Here is a 13,317-nt window from a genome sequence, read left to right as displayed (position 1 = left end):
ATTATTTTACTACAAATGGTAATACTAATGCAACACCTGCTAATGCTATTCCAACCATTGCTAACATGTTAGCCTTGTTTGATGATTCTTCATTAGCAGCAACTTTTCCTTCAACATTAACCATTCTATCTGATAAATCTTTAGATAAATATTGAACTTTTGATAAATCACTTGAAGTCATTCCTAATTTATCTTCTAAATCTTTACTCTTTTTTGTTAAGCTAATTAAAACTGTTTGATTTGCAGTTACAGCTGATTCAATTGCATTTAATTTTGTGTTAATACCTTCTAATTTTGCTAATTTATCTTCATCATTTGACAATCTATCTTCTAAATCAAGAGTTTTATATTTTAATTCCATTAAACTTCTTGCTGTATAAGTTTTGAAAGTGTCAAAATTTCCAGATAATTCATCCACTTGATCTTGAAGATCTAACATATCTTCTACTAACATATCTGCGTTGTTAAATGCTCTGTAAGCAACTTTTGTTATTGTTTCTAATTTTGCATTTGTCTTTTCTAAATCTTTTGATAACTTATCTACAGTATCCATATCAGCTTTTTTTGAAATCATATCTTTTAATTCTTGATGTTCTTTTACATTTTGTCCAGCAACATAATCTAAATCAGATTTTACTGTATCTAATTCTTCCCATAATCCATCGATATTTTCGATATTTACAGCAACGTCATCAGATAACGAGGATAATCCTGCTAATTTTTTATCTAACATTTTTAAAACTGTTTCTACTCTTTTAATATCTTCGGCTTTTGCTAAAACAGGGTCATTTTCAACATAAGTCAATGTATCTGATAATAATACAGCAACTTCAGCTTTTGTTAAAACAATGTCTGGATTGAAATTATCTTCCATAGGAAGAATACCTCTATTTGCTAAGTCCATAACATACTCATATGCCCAATGATCTTCTGGAACATCTTTAAATGCAAAAGATAATACTCCAAAAAGAACTAATGCCAATACTAAAAGTGTTTTACGCATACGCTCTACCCCCTCTTTTAAATTTTGAATTTTTGATTTCTAAAACGCACTAATTATATTATACTATAAAATATTAAAAATTTGTCAATTAGTATTTAGTTTAAAAAATCTTCTTTTCCCAATTCTTAGTATTTCATCGCCCTTAATTTCTAATAATTGGAAAGGATCATTGATTTTAATGTCATTTAGTTTAACGGCACCTTGATTAATCAACCTTTTTGCTTCACTTTTACTGGACACAGATTTGGTTGCCATTACTAAGTCTATAGCTTTAATAGGAGAATTTACAGCTATTTCGTTAATTTCGTCGGGTATATCTTTCTTCTGGAACACCTTGATAAACTCATTTTGAGCATAATCAGCTTTTTCTTTACCGTGGAAAAACGTAACAATTTCATGAGCTAATAGCATTTTTATATCTCGAGGATTAATAGAATTGTTTTTCATTTTCTCTTCATATGTTTTAATAGTATCTTCAGGTATATCGGTTGCTAATCTCATATACTTTAATATTAAGCTATCTGGAATAGACATAACTTTTCCATACATATCAAAAGGTTCATCCTCAAATGCAATGTAATTATCGTAAGATTTACTCATTTTTAAATTTCCATCTGTTCCTTCTATTATAGGCATTGTTAACACAACTTGAGGTTCTTGACCATAAGCTTCCTGAATTTTTCTTCCAACGAGAAGATTAAACAATTGATCAGTTCCACCAATTTCAATGTCAGCTTTCACCATTACTGAATCATATGCTTGAGCTAAAGGATACATAAATTCAGAAACACTTATAGGTTCATTTTTAGCCAATCTTTTTGCAAAATCATCTCTTTCTAACATTCTCGCAACAGTATAATTAGAGGACAGTTTTATAATATCATAGAAAGAAAGTTTATCCAACCATTCACTGTTATAGCGTATCTCGGTTTTTTCTGGGTCAAGAATTTTAAATGCTTGTTTTTTATATGATTCTGCATTTTGTTCAACTTCTTCTTTTGTAAGCATAGGTCTTGTTTTTGAACGACCCGATGGGTCACCAATTCGTGCAGTAAAATCTCCGATGATTAAGACTACCTGGTGACCTAAATTTTGAAATTCTCTTAACTTTTTTAAAACAACAGCATGACCTAAGTGAAGATCTGGTCTTGAAGGATCTACACCTAATTTAACTCTTAAAGTTTTTTTGGATTTTAAACGCTTTTTTAAATCTTCTTCAGTTATTAAATCTATGGTATTTCTTTTTATAATTTCAAAATGCCTTTCAAAATCCACTATTCAATCACCTCGCAAGAAGTGCTGCTACAACAAAACATGAAATCATGAATAAAATACCTGCCCATAAAGCCATTCTTGCAGCTGGGTCAAGACCTTTTTCTCTTCCAAACATTGTATGGGAAGCACCTGATCCGAAAGCGCCGCCTAATTCAGCGTTCTTTTGCATTCTTTGTAATGCAAAATAAATTAAAGCAATAGATAAAATAATATGAACAATAACTGCTAATATTGTTAAAATTGACACTTCATCTTCCTCCTTTACATTTTTCTCCTTAGTCTCAAAAAATATTATACACTAAAACTTTTGATAATTCAAGTAAAAAATGATTTTTAGAAAATTTTTAGTGTATTTTGTTTTAGGAAATTAAATTGTGTGAAATAGATTTTAAACATAATATTGTTAAAATTTATCAGATATTGTGTAGAAGTAGTGAAAATTTTTTCGAATTAATATATATGATATAGAGATTGGAGGTGTAGATATGCCTATATATAGATATATTTGTGAAGATTGTGGAAATGAATTTACAGTTATGCATGGAATGAATGAAGAACCAAATGTTTTTTGTGAGCAATGTGGAGGTAAAGCTAGAAAAGGTATAGGAAGAATAGGAATTAGTTTTAAGGGAAACGGTTTTTATATAAATGATTCGAAAGGATCAAGTAAATCATCGAAATCTAAATCAACATCGTCAACATCGAGTGAAAAAAAATAAGGCGGCATAGCCGCCTTATATCCCCCACGGATTATAAGATTATTATCTCTTCCCCTTGCCACCTCTTTTCTTATCGAGTCTTTTTGAGTACTCTGATAATTTTCTGTCGCTGTCTCTTAAGAATCTAGTGAGCTTTTTTTCGAACTCATCATCTTTCTTTTCTTCTTTGACATCTTCAGTTTTCAAGGAGAGTTCAACCTTTCCATCTTTTGTTTTTCCTATGATTTTTCCTTCGAGCTCTTGACCAACTTTTAAAAAGTCAGAAATGTTTTTTACATAGTCATTTGAAATCTTTGAAATGTGAATAAAACCTTCTTCACCAGATTCTAGTGTAACAAATGCTCCAAATTTTTTAATGTCTTTTACCGTTACTTTCACAGTTTCTCCAAATGCCATACTTTTAGCCACAAATACTACCTCCATAAAATAATTTATATATAACAATATGGGAGGTTATCCTCCCACTTATGAGTTGAGAAATTTTGCATATTTATTTTTAAACTTTTGAACTCTACCTTCTGTATCAATAATTTGAGAACTTGATTCTCCTAAATAGAATGGGTGACATTTTGAACAAACATCAACACGAAAGTTCTCTTCTGTGCTGTATAATTGATGTTCAGCACCACATGCGCATCTTACTGTGATGAGTTTCATTTCTGGGTGTATTCCCTTTTTCATGTTATTCACCTCTATATTATAATTTTTTTGTCTGACAAATTATAACATATTCTTTTTTCTTAGTCAAGGAAGTATTTATATTTTAATAAACAATTATATTAAAATTTAATTATTAGATAATTTGATTATTAAAATTTCTGGTGGAGAAAAAAGGCGAAGATTAAACCATGAACCTAATCCTCTATTTATATACATTATTTTATTATTGCTAAAATCCATTTCGCCTCTTAAATAAAATGCATATTGTTTTAGAAAATATTTTGTTATAAAAGGAATATAAACTTGACCACCATGTGTATGACCAGCCAGAATTAAATTTGCCTGATCAAATATTTCTTTGTTGTATAAAATAGTATCAGGTATATGTTCTAACACAATTGTATAACTGGCAGGAGTAGTATCAGAATAACTTAATTTTTTATATATTGGAAGCCCCACGAGTTTTAACGAGAAATCATTAAAGTAAATACTTGTTGTATTATCATTAATCAAATGAATGTTATTTTTATTATACACATCATTTATTAAATTTAAATTATAATAATCCCAATTTCCGTAAACTGCGTAAACAGGGGAGATTTCATTTAGTGCTTTAAAAAACATATTTAAGTCATTTTTAACAGTATTTTTTATAATAGAATCTCCGGTATAAAGTATTAAATCGGGATTTTCTTGTTTTATATTATTTAATATTTTATCATGAAAAAAAATATATTTATAAATGTGTAAATCTGTAATATGTATAATTTTTATTTTTGAATTTAAATTGGGTATTTTAATATTTAAATAATTTTTTTTAATGGAAAAAGGTTCTATGAAAAAAGCATATATAACTATTATTATTATTAGAAATGTTGAGCGTTTAAAAAAAGTCATATTTTAGCCTGCCTTAATATATATTTAAATTTATTAAAGTAATTCTAAATATTTAATTCTTATTAGGTATTATACTAAATTATAAGAAAAAATAGCATTTATTATTTTATGTTAAAAATGATAAAATAAAATTACGGCTATATTAAATATAGGGAGGAGATACCCATGGAAACAGTGGCTATTATTGATTTAATGGGAGAAAAGATTGAAATAAATACTAATACAGTTTTTCCAGTTATTTTGGCAGATGTTATGTATGAGGGTGATATTGATTTGATGATGGCAGATTTAAAATCAAAGGAAAAATTAATGACTGAATCAAAAAAGATTAAAAAAATTTCAGAAAAAATACCAGGCATATCTTCAAATTTTGTTACAAAACCATTTATATTCTCCGAATTCCTTTCCTATTTGAAAGAATTTGAATTAAGTCCTTCTGATTTTAATCACGCTACTTTAAATGAATTGTATGATATAATTTTGGATTATGCAGATCATCATGAATTTGATGATTTGAAAAGTATAATAAAGTTTATGATTGAAATAGATCCTAATTATACACCAGCATATGAGATATTAGGTTCAGTGTTAATAGAAGAAGGGAATTTAGAAGAGGGAAAAAAATACTTAGAATTAGCAGTTAAACAGGATCCTTGGAATGTAGCAGCATTGTCTGAACTTGGTGAAACGTATTTTAATCTTGGTGAATATGAAAAAGCTGCTGAAATATGGATGAAGGAAGTTGAATTAATGCCAGAAAATACAGTAACATATTTTATGATATCTGATGCATATAGACAATGTGGAAACTTTAAAAAAGCAGCAAGAATATTAGAAAAATTTTTGAATAAATATCCAAAAAGTATTTTAGCGAAGTATGAATTAATGGAGGTTTATAAAAAACTTGAAAGAAGTATAGAAGCAAATGAGTTAAAAGCAGAAATTTCGCGATCTCAACCAGAATATGTAAGTGATGTTGAAATTTGGGCGAAAATAATGTTTCAAAATGAGAAATATGAAAAGGTTGAAAGATTTATCAATAAATTTTTAGATAGAAATAATGAATATGAACATTTTAAGATATTATTAGTTGTACCGCTTTTGAAATCCGGAAAAACAGAAGAAGCAAAATTGATAATTAGAGAAATTAAAGAAAAATTCCCATGGTATTATTATGGTATGAAAAATATTCTTGAGGATATTCTTGATGAAAATGAAAAAACTGTACTTGTGGATTAATGAAGACTTAAATTTAATTAGGGAATCTTTGTTAAAAAATAAAAAAATAATACTCCCGATTTTTTCGGGAGTTCTTTTTGTTCTTTTTTTTGGAAGATTAAATATAATTATTGTGTTATTAAGTATAATAGCGTTTATTGATTATAATACATTGTATATTCCAGATATTTTAAATTATACGTTGATTATTCTTGGAATATTGAATACAACTTTTTTAAATATTTCAATAGGAATTATGTTATTTTTATTATTAATTCAGTATGCGAAAAAAGATAAGTTGGGTTATGGAGATGTAAAGCTTTTATTTGGATTATCTTTAGTTTATGGAATAAATATCTTTTATATAATTATTTTTTCTGTAATAATTTCGTTGATATTTGAAAGGAAAGAAAAGGCTCCTCTTGGTTATTATTTATTTTGGGGAGCTATCGTTGAAAATATCTGGTTTTTTAATTTCCAGCCATTCACCTATTTTTAAATATTCGGGAAGATATAGATTCCCAATTGCTATTCTTTTTAAATCAACCACCTCAAGATCAACAGATGCCATCATTCTTTTTATTTGGTGAAATTTTCCTTCTGAAATTTTTATTGTAATAATGTTATTTTCAACTTTTTCAATAATAGCAGGTTTTGTTTTAAAATCTTTTAATTGGATGCCATTTTCTAACTTCTCGATTTTTTCTTTAGTAATTTTTCCATTAACTTTAACCTCATAAGTTTTAAAAATGTTTTTATTTGGAGATATGATTTTATGTATCAAAGTTCCATCGTTAGTTAAAAATAATAATCCATGCGCATCTTTGTCTAATCTTCCTGCAATACTAAGTTCGTCTTTATATGTGTGATTAATTAATTGTAAAACATATTTATCTTTGGTATCATATGTTGAAGAGAGGTATCCTTTAGGTTTGTTTAAAATAATATAGATTAATTTATGTCCTTCAATTTGTTTTCCGTTGAATTCAATAATATCAGAATTAGAAATTTTGAAATCGAATTTTTTAATTATTGTACCGTTTACTTTTATTAAACCATTTTTTATTATTTTTTTTACTTCTTTTCGAGAACCGATTTTTGCATTTGATAGAAATTTATCTAATCTTTCCATTAATATCTCCCTTTAGTTATATATGAATATACATCTTCTAAAGATATTTTCATATTTCTATATGAACCTTTTATATTATGATTTTTTAATAGTTCATCAAAATGATTTTGTTTTAAAGGTGTTTCAATTATTGCAGTTGTTGGAGAAATAATTTTTAGTCCAAAAATATTTTTTTCATTTTTAAGTGACTCAAGATTTGTTAAATAATCAGAACTTTCTAATTCTATCTCAATTATAGATATTTTATTTTCAAAATCGCGTATAATATTTATCATTTTGTCTTGAATAACAATTTTTCCATCAACTAAAATAGCAATTTCCGAAGCAATTTGCTCTACTTCCCACATATAATGAGAAGAAATTAAAATGGTTTTATCATTTTTTAAATTTTGGTCTAAAATATATTCTCTGATAAATCTTGATGTTTCTACATCTATTGCTATTGTTGGCTCATCTAATAACAGAAGTTTAGGATCTTTTATTAGAGAACGAGCTATATTTAATTTTTGTTTATTTCCAGAAGAAAGATTTTTAGTTAATCTATTTTTATATTGAGAAAGTCCAAAATCTTCTAAAAGATTTAAAGCTTTTGATTTTAAATTTTCTTTTACATTGCTTATTTTTCCAAATAAAATTAGATTTTCATATGGAGTTAGTTCATCTTCCAAAACAGTATAGTCTGAAACTAAACTTATAAAATTTCTGACCGTATTTTTTTCTTTAATAACATCAATTCCAAAAGCTTTTACTTCACCAGAAGATGGTAAAATTAATGTGGATATTATTTTCATTAATGTGGATTTGCCAGCCCCATTTGGTCCTAATAATCCCACAATTTTTTTTTCATCAATTTCAAAATTTACATTATTTAAAGCAATAACTTCACCGAATTTTCGAGTAACATTTTTCATTTCAATAGCCTTGCTCATAATACACCTCACATATCATATTTGAAACTTTTTCTAATTCTTCTTTCAAGATCTCTTTTAGCAATGTCTTCTCTCTTATCATATAATTTTTTACCTTTTACTAGTGCGATTTCTACTTTAACTAACCCTTTTTCATTAAAATACATTTTTAAAGGAATAATAGTAAGCCCTTTTTCTTTTACTTTTTGGTTTAACTTTAAGATTTCATATTTATGCATTAATAATCTTCTAGGCCTTTCAGGATCATGGTTGAATAAAGATGCATTTTTATATTGACTAATATGTGCATTATATAAATAAATTTCACCTTTTTCAATTTTACAGAAAGCATCTTTTAGGTTAACACGACCTTCTCGTAAAGATTTTACTTCAGAACCTTTTAATTCTATACCAGCCTCATATTTTTCAATTATATGATATTGGTAAGTAGCATGTTTGTTATTGGTTATTATTTTCATTCGAGTTCCTCCATTTCAGAAGAAAGTTTTTCTGAAAACTCACTTTTTCTTTTTATAGCTCGATTAATTCTTTCAGCACGTTTTTTCCCTATTCCGGGTACATTTATTAATTCGTTAATATTAGCTTTCATTAGAGAATCTAAATTCTTAAATGTTTCAACAACATTTCTCACAATTATTGATGGTATTTTTGTTGAGTATAATAATCTAAAACCTCTTGGTGAAACAAAGAGTTCTTCTAAATCGTCTTCTGTTTCTATGTCATAACCTAATTTTTGGGCAATTATTTTCATATTTAAAAAATCTTCAGTTTTTAATCCGGAAAATAAGTTTAAAGAGTCTTGAGGATATTGATATTCTAATAAATTTTTTGAATAATCCATTATTAAAGCGCCTAAATATCTTGGGGTTATTCTATTTATTTCATTAATTTCAAGTCTTGAACTTTCAGCAGCTTCTCCTAATTCTAATAAGTATTTTTCGGCTTTTTCAGCAACCTTTAATGTCATAAACCCTTTTGATATTGCTTCTACCACATTAGACAATATTACTCTATTTTCCATTTCTGAGATATTAATCTCGGATAATAATTCAAAAAAACTCTGTTTATATCTTTGAGCAACTGCAATTTCCTGGTTTAGTCTTGGTAAAATAATGATCTCTGGATATAATACTCTACTGTGATTACCTTGATATATAGATACCTGATTTCTTCTTTTTGAAACAGCAATAAGAACTTCATTTGTTTCTTTAGCCATTCTTTCAGCAGTTCTATGTCTCATACCTGTTTGAAAACTTGGAATGTCACTTGAAGGATTCAATTGAGCGTTAGCGTATAATATTTTTGTAGCATCTTTATTTAAAACAATTGCACCATCCATTTTTGCCAATTCGTAAAGTCTTTCGGGTTCAAAGTCGCAATCTATAACAAAACCTAATTGAATTAACCCTTTAGTTAGAAGCTCTTCAGCATTATCCGTTAAAAATATTAATGCTCCTAAATTTGCTGAAATTATTAAATCTATACCATTTCTTAGTTTTTTACCTGGGGCAAGAAAACTAAAAATTTCAGAGAAGTCGTTTTTCATATTAGCTCACCTCTTTTAAGAAAAGAATTGCTTAACTAAGTCAGTCAGATTTTTAATCATCAAGGTGTTTTCAAATTTCATTTTAGAATTAGGTATTACAATATTTCCCATTCCAAGTTTTTTTGCAAAATCAATTCTTTTTTTAAGATCTCTTATATTTCTTACATTTCCATCTAAGCCAATTTCGCCTAATACAATTATAGAATCAGATGTTGAAATATCAAATAAGGATGAAAGCAAAGCATAAGCTATTGCCAAATCACTTGAAGTGTCTGAGATTTTAAAGCCACCAGATGTACTTAAAAAAATATCTTTAGATTCTATAGGTAATCTTAGTCGTTTACTTAAAACAGCGATTATCATAAGGAGTCTATCAAGTGGAGCACCGGATGTAACTCTCCTAGGATTTCCATATACAGGCTTGCTTACCAACGCTTGAATTTCAATAGGAATTAACTTACTTCCTTCTTTTACGATGGTTAAAACATTACCAGATGTATTTTTATAATCCTTTAAAAAATAATGAGTATATTCTGAAATAGGTTTTAAGCCCATTTGAGTCATTTCAAACATTAAAATTTCATCAGTTGGTCCATATCTATTTTTTAATATTCTGAGCATGCGTAATCCAGATGTTTTTTCTAATTCAAATTGAAGTACAACATCAACCATATGTTCTAATATTTTTGGTCCAGCAATTATTCCACCTTTTGTAACATGTCCGACTATAATTAAAGTTATTCCCTTTTTTTTGCAATATTCTGAGAGATATCTTGTTACTTCTTTTACTTGTAAAACACTACCAGCATATGATGAAAAGTTATCAGATTTTATAGTTTGAATGGAATCTATTATTAATAATTCGGGCTTTTCTTTGAGCTTTTCAATTAAGGAAATGATCTTTTCTAAGGAATTTTCAAATAACAATCCTATTCTTTTATTATTTGTTTTTGCATTAAGTCTATTAAACCTTTGAAATACCTGTTCTGCAGATTCTTCTCCAGAAACATAGACAACACTTTTTTCTTTTCCGATATTAGAAGATAGTTGTGTTAAAAGAGTACTTTTTCCAATTCCAGGTTCACCAGCTAATAAATAAACAGCATTTTCAACTAGTCCACCGTATAATATTTCATTTAGTTCTTTGAATCCTGTATTAATTTTTATTGGTTCTTTTATATTATCGGTTAAAAATAATATTTCTGATGTTGAAGATTTTATATTATCATCAAAAGCATCCGCGGTGAATTCCACCGCGGTATTCCATTCCTTGCATGAAGGGCATTTTGCAAACCATTTAGTACTTTCATAACCACATTCGGAACAGACAAAATAATTTTGTTTCTTTTTTACCATTAGAGCACCTTCTGTTTTGGTGAAGATTTTCTACCTTTTTTAAAATGTATATTATTATCTTTAACATCTATTATTATTCGATCGCTTTCTTTAAATCTACCTTTTAGAATTTCTTCAGATAAAGGATCTTCTAAATATCTTTGTATAGCTCTCCTTAATGGTCTGGCTCCAAATATAGGGTCAAATCCTTTTTCTATTAATAAATCAACCGCTTCTTCTTTAAATTTCAGATGTAAGTCTTTTTCCTTTAATCTCTTTTCAAGGTCTTTTAATTGAATTTTTATAATTTCTTTCATATCTTTTTTTGTGAGAGGATGGAATACAACTGTTTCGTCTAATCTGTTTAAAAATTCTGGTTTAAATGCTTTTCTAACCTCTTCCATAACAGATAATTTTATTTCATTATATTTTTTCTCTTCTGATTCTTCATCAACAAAACCCATGGATCTTTTAGTTTTATTTATTGTTTCACTTCCAAGATTACTTGTCATTACAATGATAGCGTTCCTAAAGTCGACAATTCTCCCTTGAGAGTCGGTTAATCGTCCATCATCCATTATTTGCAATAATATATTGTATACATCTGGATGAGCTTTTTCTATTTCGTCAAGTAAAATAACAGAATAAGGCCTTCTTCTGACAGCTTCAGTTAATTGACCGCCTTCTTCGTATCCAACATAGCCTGGAGGTGCACCAACTAATCTTGAAACGTTGAATTTTTCCATATATTCTGACATATCTATGCGAACTAAAGCTTTTTCATCGCCAAATAAATATTCAGCTATAGTTTTAGCTAATTCAGTTTTACCTACACCAGTAGGTCCTAAGAACAAGAAAACACCTGTAGGACGTTTTGGGTCTTTTATGCCACTTCTAGCGCGTCTAATAGCTTTTGAAACAGCCTTTATGGCGTCATCCTGTCCGATTACTCTTTCATGCAAGACTGCTTCAAGGTTGAGTAACCTTTCCATTTCAGACATTTCTAATTTCTTTAATGGAACACCGGTCCAATCAGATACAACCTCAGATATGTGTTCTTCTGTAATTTCAATAATATCTTTTTCAGCTTTTTCACGCCATTCAGTATACTTTTTTGAATATTTTTTCTTTAAATTATTTATTTGAGATTTTATATCTTCTATTTCATCATATTTGTTATTTTGAATAAAATATTCTTTTTTATTTTCTAACTCAGTTATTTTATTTAGCATCTTTTTTAAGTTTTTAGGTAAAGTAAGAGCGCTTAAACGTACTCTTGCACCAGCTTCATCAATTAGATCAACAGCTTTATCGGGTAAAAATCTATCTGTAATATATCTTAATGAAAGATTAACTGCGGCCTCTAATGCTGAATCAGTATATTTCACTTTATGATGTTCTTCGTATTTGGTTTTTATGCCCTTTAATATATCAATCGCTTCTTCGTATGAAGGTTCATTTACATAAATTTTTTGAAATCTTCTTTCTAAAGCAGGATCTTTTTCAATAAATTTTCTATATTCTGAAGGAGTAGTAGCACCAATAACTGTAACCTTTCCATTGGCTAAAGCAGGTTTTAAAACATTAGCAGCATCCATTGAAGAACCTTCAGCTGCACCCGCTTCAACAATCATATGTAATTCGTCAATAAAGAGAATAATATCCTTATTTTTTTCTAAGATTTGCATTAATTTTTTCATTCTTTTTTCAAATTCACCACGGTATTTTGTTCCTGCAACTAATGAGGTTAAATCAAGAGAAAAGATACATTTGTTTTTTAAAACCTCAGGTACATCACCATCAACTATTTTTTTTGCTAATCCTTCGACAATAGCACTTTTACCTACCCCAGCTTCACCAATTAAAACAGGGTTATTTTTTTTCCTTCTGGCCAATATTTCCATTAATCTTCTAATTTCAACTTTTCTACCAATAACGGGATCTAAATCTTTTTTTGCTGCCTTTTCAGTTAGATCTGTCCCATACCCTTCCAGCTGTTTTATAGCATTTTGTCTTTGTCTAATTTTTTCTTCTTCATCCTCTTTAAATGATTGTATATCGCTATTTGCATGTTCTGACTTATTTAGCATTAAATCAGCAAGCTTTTTTCTCATTTCAACAAGATTAATTCCTAATCTTCTTAAAACATGAGCGGCAATTCCTTCGCCTTCACGACAAATTCCAAGTAATAAATGTTCTGCATCAATTTGCGAAGTGCCAAGGATTTCAGATTCGTCATAAGCTAATTCTATAATCCTTTTAGCTCTTGGTGTTGGTTGTGGAGAAGAACCAACTATATTATGAGAAGCATTTACTCCTACTATACCAGTTATTTCAGATTTGATTTTTCCATAAGTTAAGTTGTAATAGGAAAATATTTGTGATAAGAATTTTCCGTTGACTTTTAAAAGTCCTAATAATAGATGTTCAGTGCCAACATAAGGATGGCCCATAAACCTTGCTTCATTTTGTGCCTCGATAAAAACTTTTGCGGCTCTATCTGTAAAGTTGTCAAACATATTATCACCTCCATATTCAATAATATTTTAACACATTTTCCCTAAATTATGAAGAATTTATTTTTAAGATTCTAATGAAATAGT

General features: G+C 28.2%; 15 protein-coding genes. 3 read left to right on the top strand and 12 right to left on the bottom strand.

Annotation, left to right across the window (positions count from 1 at the left end; all coding sequences use genetic code 11):
• Window position 1 precedes the first annotated feature (1 nt).
• The 3 genes from BUA62_RS00380 to secG form a co-directional block, all read right to left on the bottom strand.
• On the bottom strand, window positions 2-1,003 hold the full coding sequence (locus BUA62_RS00380; protein WP_072862240.1) for an S-layer homology domain-containing protein: 1,002 nt from the start codon (window positions 1,001-1,003) through the stop codon (window positions 2-4).
• Window positions 1,004-1,087: 84 nt separating this feature from the next.
• Window positions 1,088-2,278 (bottom strand): tyrosine--tRNA ligase, encoded by a 1,191-nt coding sequence (gene tyrS, locus BUA62_RS00375; RefSeq protein WP_072862238.1) that lies wholly within the window; start codon window positions 2,276-2,278, stop codon window positions 1,088-1,090.
• 7 nt (window positions 2,279-2,285) lie between these two features.
• A complete protein-coding gene (secG, locus tag BUA62_RS00370; protein WP_084670625.1) occupies window positions 2,286-2,525 on the bottom strand; it encodes a preprotein translocase subunit SecG in 240 nt (79 codons plus the stop codon).
• A 238-nt stretch (window positions 2,526-2,763) separates the two neighbouring features.
• Between secG and BUA62_RS00365 the strand changes: the two genes are divergently transcribed.
• Window positions 2,764-2,997: an FmdB family zinc ribbon protein gene (locus tag BUA62_RS00365; RefSeq protein WP_072862236.1), complete on the top strand. Its 234-nt coding sequence runs from the start codon at window positions 2,764-2,766 to the stop codon at window positions 2,995-2,997.
• A gap of 42 nt (window positions 2,998-3,039) precedes the next feature.
• Here BUA62_RS00365 and BUA62_RS00360 read toward each other — a convergent pair whose 3' ends face one another.
• The 3 genes from BUA62_RS00360 to BUA62_RS00350 all read right to left on the bottom strand — a co-directional run bounded on the left by BUA62_RS00360 (window position 3,040) and on the right by BUA62_RS00350 (window position 4,554).
• Window positions 3,040-3,393, bottom strand: a complete 354-nt coding sequence (locus BUA62_RS00360; protein ID WP_072862417.1) for a S1 RNA-binding domain-containing protein — start codon at window positions 3,391-3,393, stop codon at window positions 3,040-3,042.
• Window positions 3,394-3,462: 69 nt separating this feature from the next.
• Window positions 3,463-3,678 (bottom strand): 50S ribosomal protein L31, encoded by a 216-nt coding sequence (gene rpmE, locus BUA62_RS00355; RefSeq protein WP_072862234.1) that lies wholly within the window; start codon window positions 3,676-3,678, stop codon window positions 3,463-3,465.
• 105 nt (window positions 3,679-3,783) lie between these two features.
• Window positions 3,784-4,554, bottom strand: a complete 771-nt coding sequence (locus BUA62_RS00350; protein ID WP_072862232.1) for a metallophosphoesterase — start codon at window positions 4,552-4,554, stop codon at window positions 3,784-3,786.
• Window positions 4,555-4,719: 165 nt separating this feature from the next.
• Here BUA62_RS00350 and BUA62_RS00345 point away from each other — a divergent pair, with 165 nt between their 5' ends.
• Together BUA62_RS00345 and BUA62_RS00340 are read left to right on the top strand one after the other, a co-directional pair.
• The gene (locus BUA62_RS00345) at window positions 4,720-5,793 is read left to right on the top strand and encodes a tetratricopeptide repeat protein (protein ID WP_072862230.1); all 1,074 of its coding nucleotides are present in this window, start codon (window positions 4,720-4,722) and stop codon (window positions 5,791-5,793) included.
• Window positions 5,762-6,271 (top strand): prepilin peptidase, encoded by a 510-nt coding sequence (locus tag BUA62_RS00340; RefSeq protein ID WP_072862228.1) that lies wholly within the window; start codon window positions 5,762-5,764, stop codon window positions 6,269-6,271. Before BUA62_RS00345 ends, BUA62_RS00340 begins: the two co-directional genes overlap by 32 nt.
• On the opposite strand, the gene BUA62_RS00335 is transcribed toward BUA62_RS00340, so the two are convergent.
• Genes BUA62_RS00335 through BUA62_RS00310 form a run of 6 tightly spaced genes read right to left on the bottom strand, consistent with a single transcriptional unit; the run spans window position 6,206 to window position 13,233 of the window.
• Complete coding sequence (locus tag BUA62_RS00335; protein WP_072862226.1) at window positions 6,206-6,904, bottom strand: pseudouridine synthase; 699 nt, start codon at window positions 6,902-6,904, stop codon at window positions 6,206-6,208. The two genes, BUA62_RS00340 and BUA62_RS00335, sit on opposite strands and share 66 nt — an antisense overlap.
• Entirely contained in the window at window positions 6,904-7,833 is a 930-nt protein-coding gene (locus BUA62_RS00330) for an ABC transporter ATP-binding protein (protein WP_072862224.1), read from the bottom strand. Before BUA62_RS00330 ends, BUA62_RS00335 begins: the two co-directional genes overlap by 1 nt.
• Window positions 7,834-7,841: 8 nt before the next feature.
• Window positions 7,842-8,291, bottom strand: a complete 450-nt coding sequence (smpB, locus tag BUA62_RS00325; protein ID WP_072862221.1) for an SsrA-binding protein SmpB — start codon at window positions 8,289-8,291, stop codon at window positions 7,842-7,844.
• On the bottom strand, window positions 8,288-9,379 hold the full coding sequence (gene disA, locus BUA62_RS00320; RefSeq protein ID WP_072862219.1) for a DNA integrity scanning diadenylate cyclase DisA: 1,092 nt from the start codon (window positions 9,377-9,379) through the stop codon (window positions 8,288-8,290). The genes smpB and disA overlap by 4 nt, the downstream gene beginning before the upstream one ends.
• Window positions 9,380-9,394: 15 nt before the next feature.
• Window positions 9,395-10,735, bottom strand: coding sequence for a DNA repair protein RadA (radA, locus tag BUA62_RS00315; RefSeq protein ID WP_072862217.1), 1,341 nt, complete (start codon window positions 10,733-10,735; stop codon window positions 9,395-9,397).
• Window positions 10,735-13,233, bottom strand: coding sequence for an ATP-dependent Clp protease ATP-binding subunit (locus BUA62_RS00310; protein WP_072862215.1), 2,499 nt, complete (start codon window positions 13,231-13,233; stop codon window positions 10,735-10,737). Before BUA62_RS00310 ends, radA begins: the two co-directional genes overlap by 1 nt.
• Window positions 13,234-13,317: the final 84 nt, after the last annotated feature.

The sequence above is a fragment of the Marinitoga hydrogenitolerans DSM 16785 genome, assembly GCF_900129175.1.
Lineage (GTDB): Bacteria > Thermotogota > Thermotogae > Petrotogales > Petrotogaceae > Marinitoga > Marinitoga hydrogenitolerans.
The sequence above is the reverse complement of the archived record's forward strand: the minus strand, read 5'-3'. Positions and strand labels throughout refer to the sequence as shown.

Bases quoted from the DNA above. Each gene is read 5' to 3' on its own strand.
- BUA62_RS00350 (WP_072862232.1), bottom strand. From the start codon at position 4,554: ATGACTTTTTTTAAACGCTCAACATTTCTAATAATAATAATAGTTATA.
- BUA62_RS00365 (WP_072862236.1), top strand. From the start codon at position 2,764: ATGCCTATATATAGATATATTTGTGAAGATTGTGGAAATGAATTTACA.
- BUA62_RS00345 (WP_072862230.1), top strand. From the start codon at position 4,720: ATGGAAACAGTGGCTATTATTGATTTAATGGGAGAAAAGATTGAAATA.
- BUA62_RS00330 (WP_072862224.1), bottom strand. From the start codon at position 7,833: ATGAGCAAGGCTATTGAAATGAAAAATGTTACTCGAAAATTCGGTGAA.
- smpB (WP_072862221.1), bottom strand. From the start codon at position 8,291: ATGAAAATAATAACCAATAACAAACATGCTACTTACCAATATCATATA.
- radA (WP_072862217.1), bottom strand. From the start codon at position 10,735: ATGGTAAAAAAGAAACAAAATTATTTTGTCTGTTCCGAATGTGGTTAT.
- rpmE (WP_072862234.1), bottom strand. From the start codon at position 3,678: ATGAAAAAGGGAATACACCCAGAAATGAAACTCATCACAGTAAGATGC.
- BUA62_RS00335 (WP_072862226.1), bottom strand. From the start codon at position 6,904: ATGGAAAGATTAGATAAATTTCTATCAAATGCAAAAATCGGTTCTCGA.
- BUA62_RS00360 (WP_072862417.1), bottom strand. From the start codon at position 3,393: ATGGCATTTGGAGAAACTGTGAAAGTAACGGTAAAAGACATTAAAAAA.
- BUA62_RS00380 (WP_072862240.1), bottom strand. From the start codon at position 1,003: ATGCGTAAAACACTTTTAGTATTGGCATTAGTTCTTTTTGGAGTATTA.
- BUA62_RS00340 (WP_072862228.1), top strand. From the start codon at position 5,762: ATGAAAATGAAAAAACTGTACTTGTGGATTAATGAAGACTTAAATTTA.
- BUA62_RS00310 (WP_072862215.1), bottom strand. From the start codon at position 13,233: ATGTTTGACAACTTTACAGATAGAGCCGCAAAAGTTTTTATCGAGGCA.
- disA (WP_072862219.1), bottom strand. From the start codon at position 9,379: ATGAAAAACGACTTCTCTGAAATTTTTAGTTTTCTTGCCCCAGGTAAA.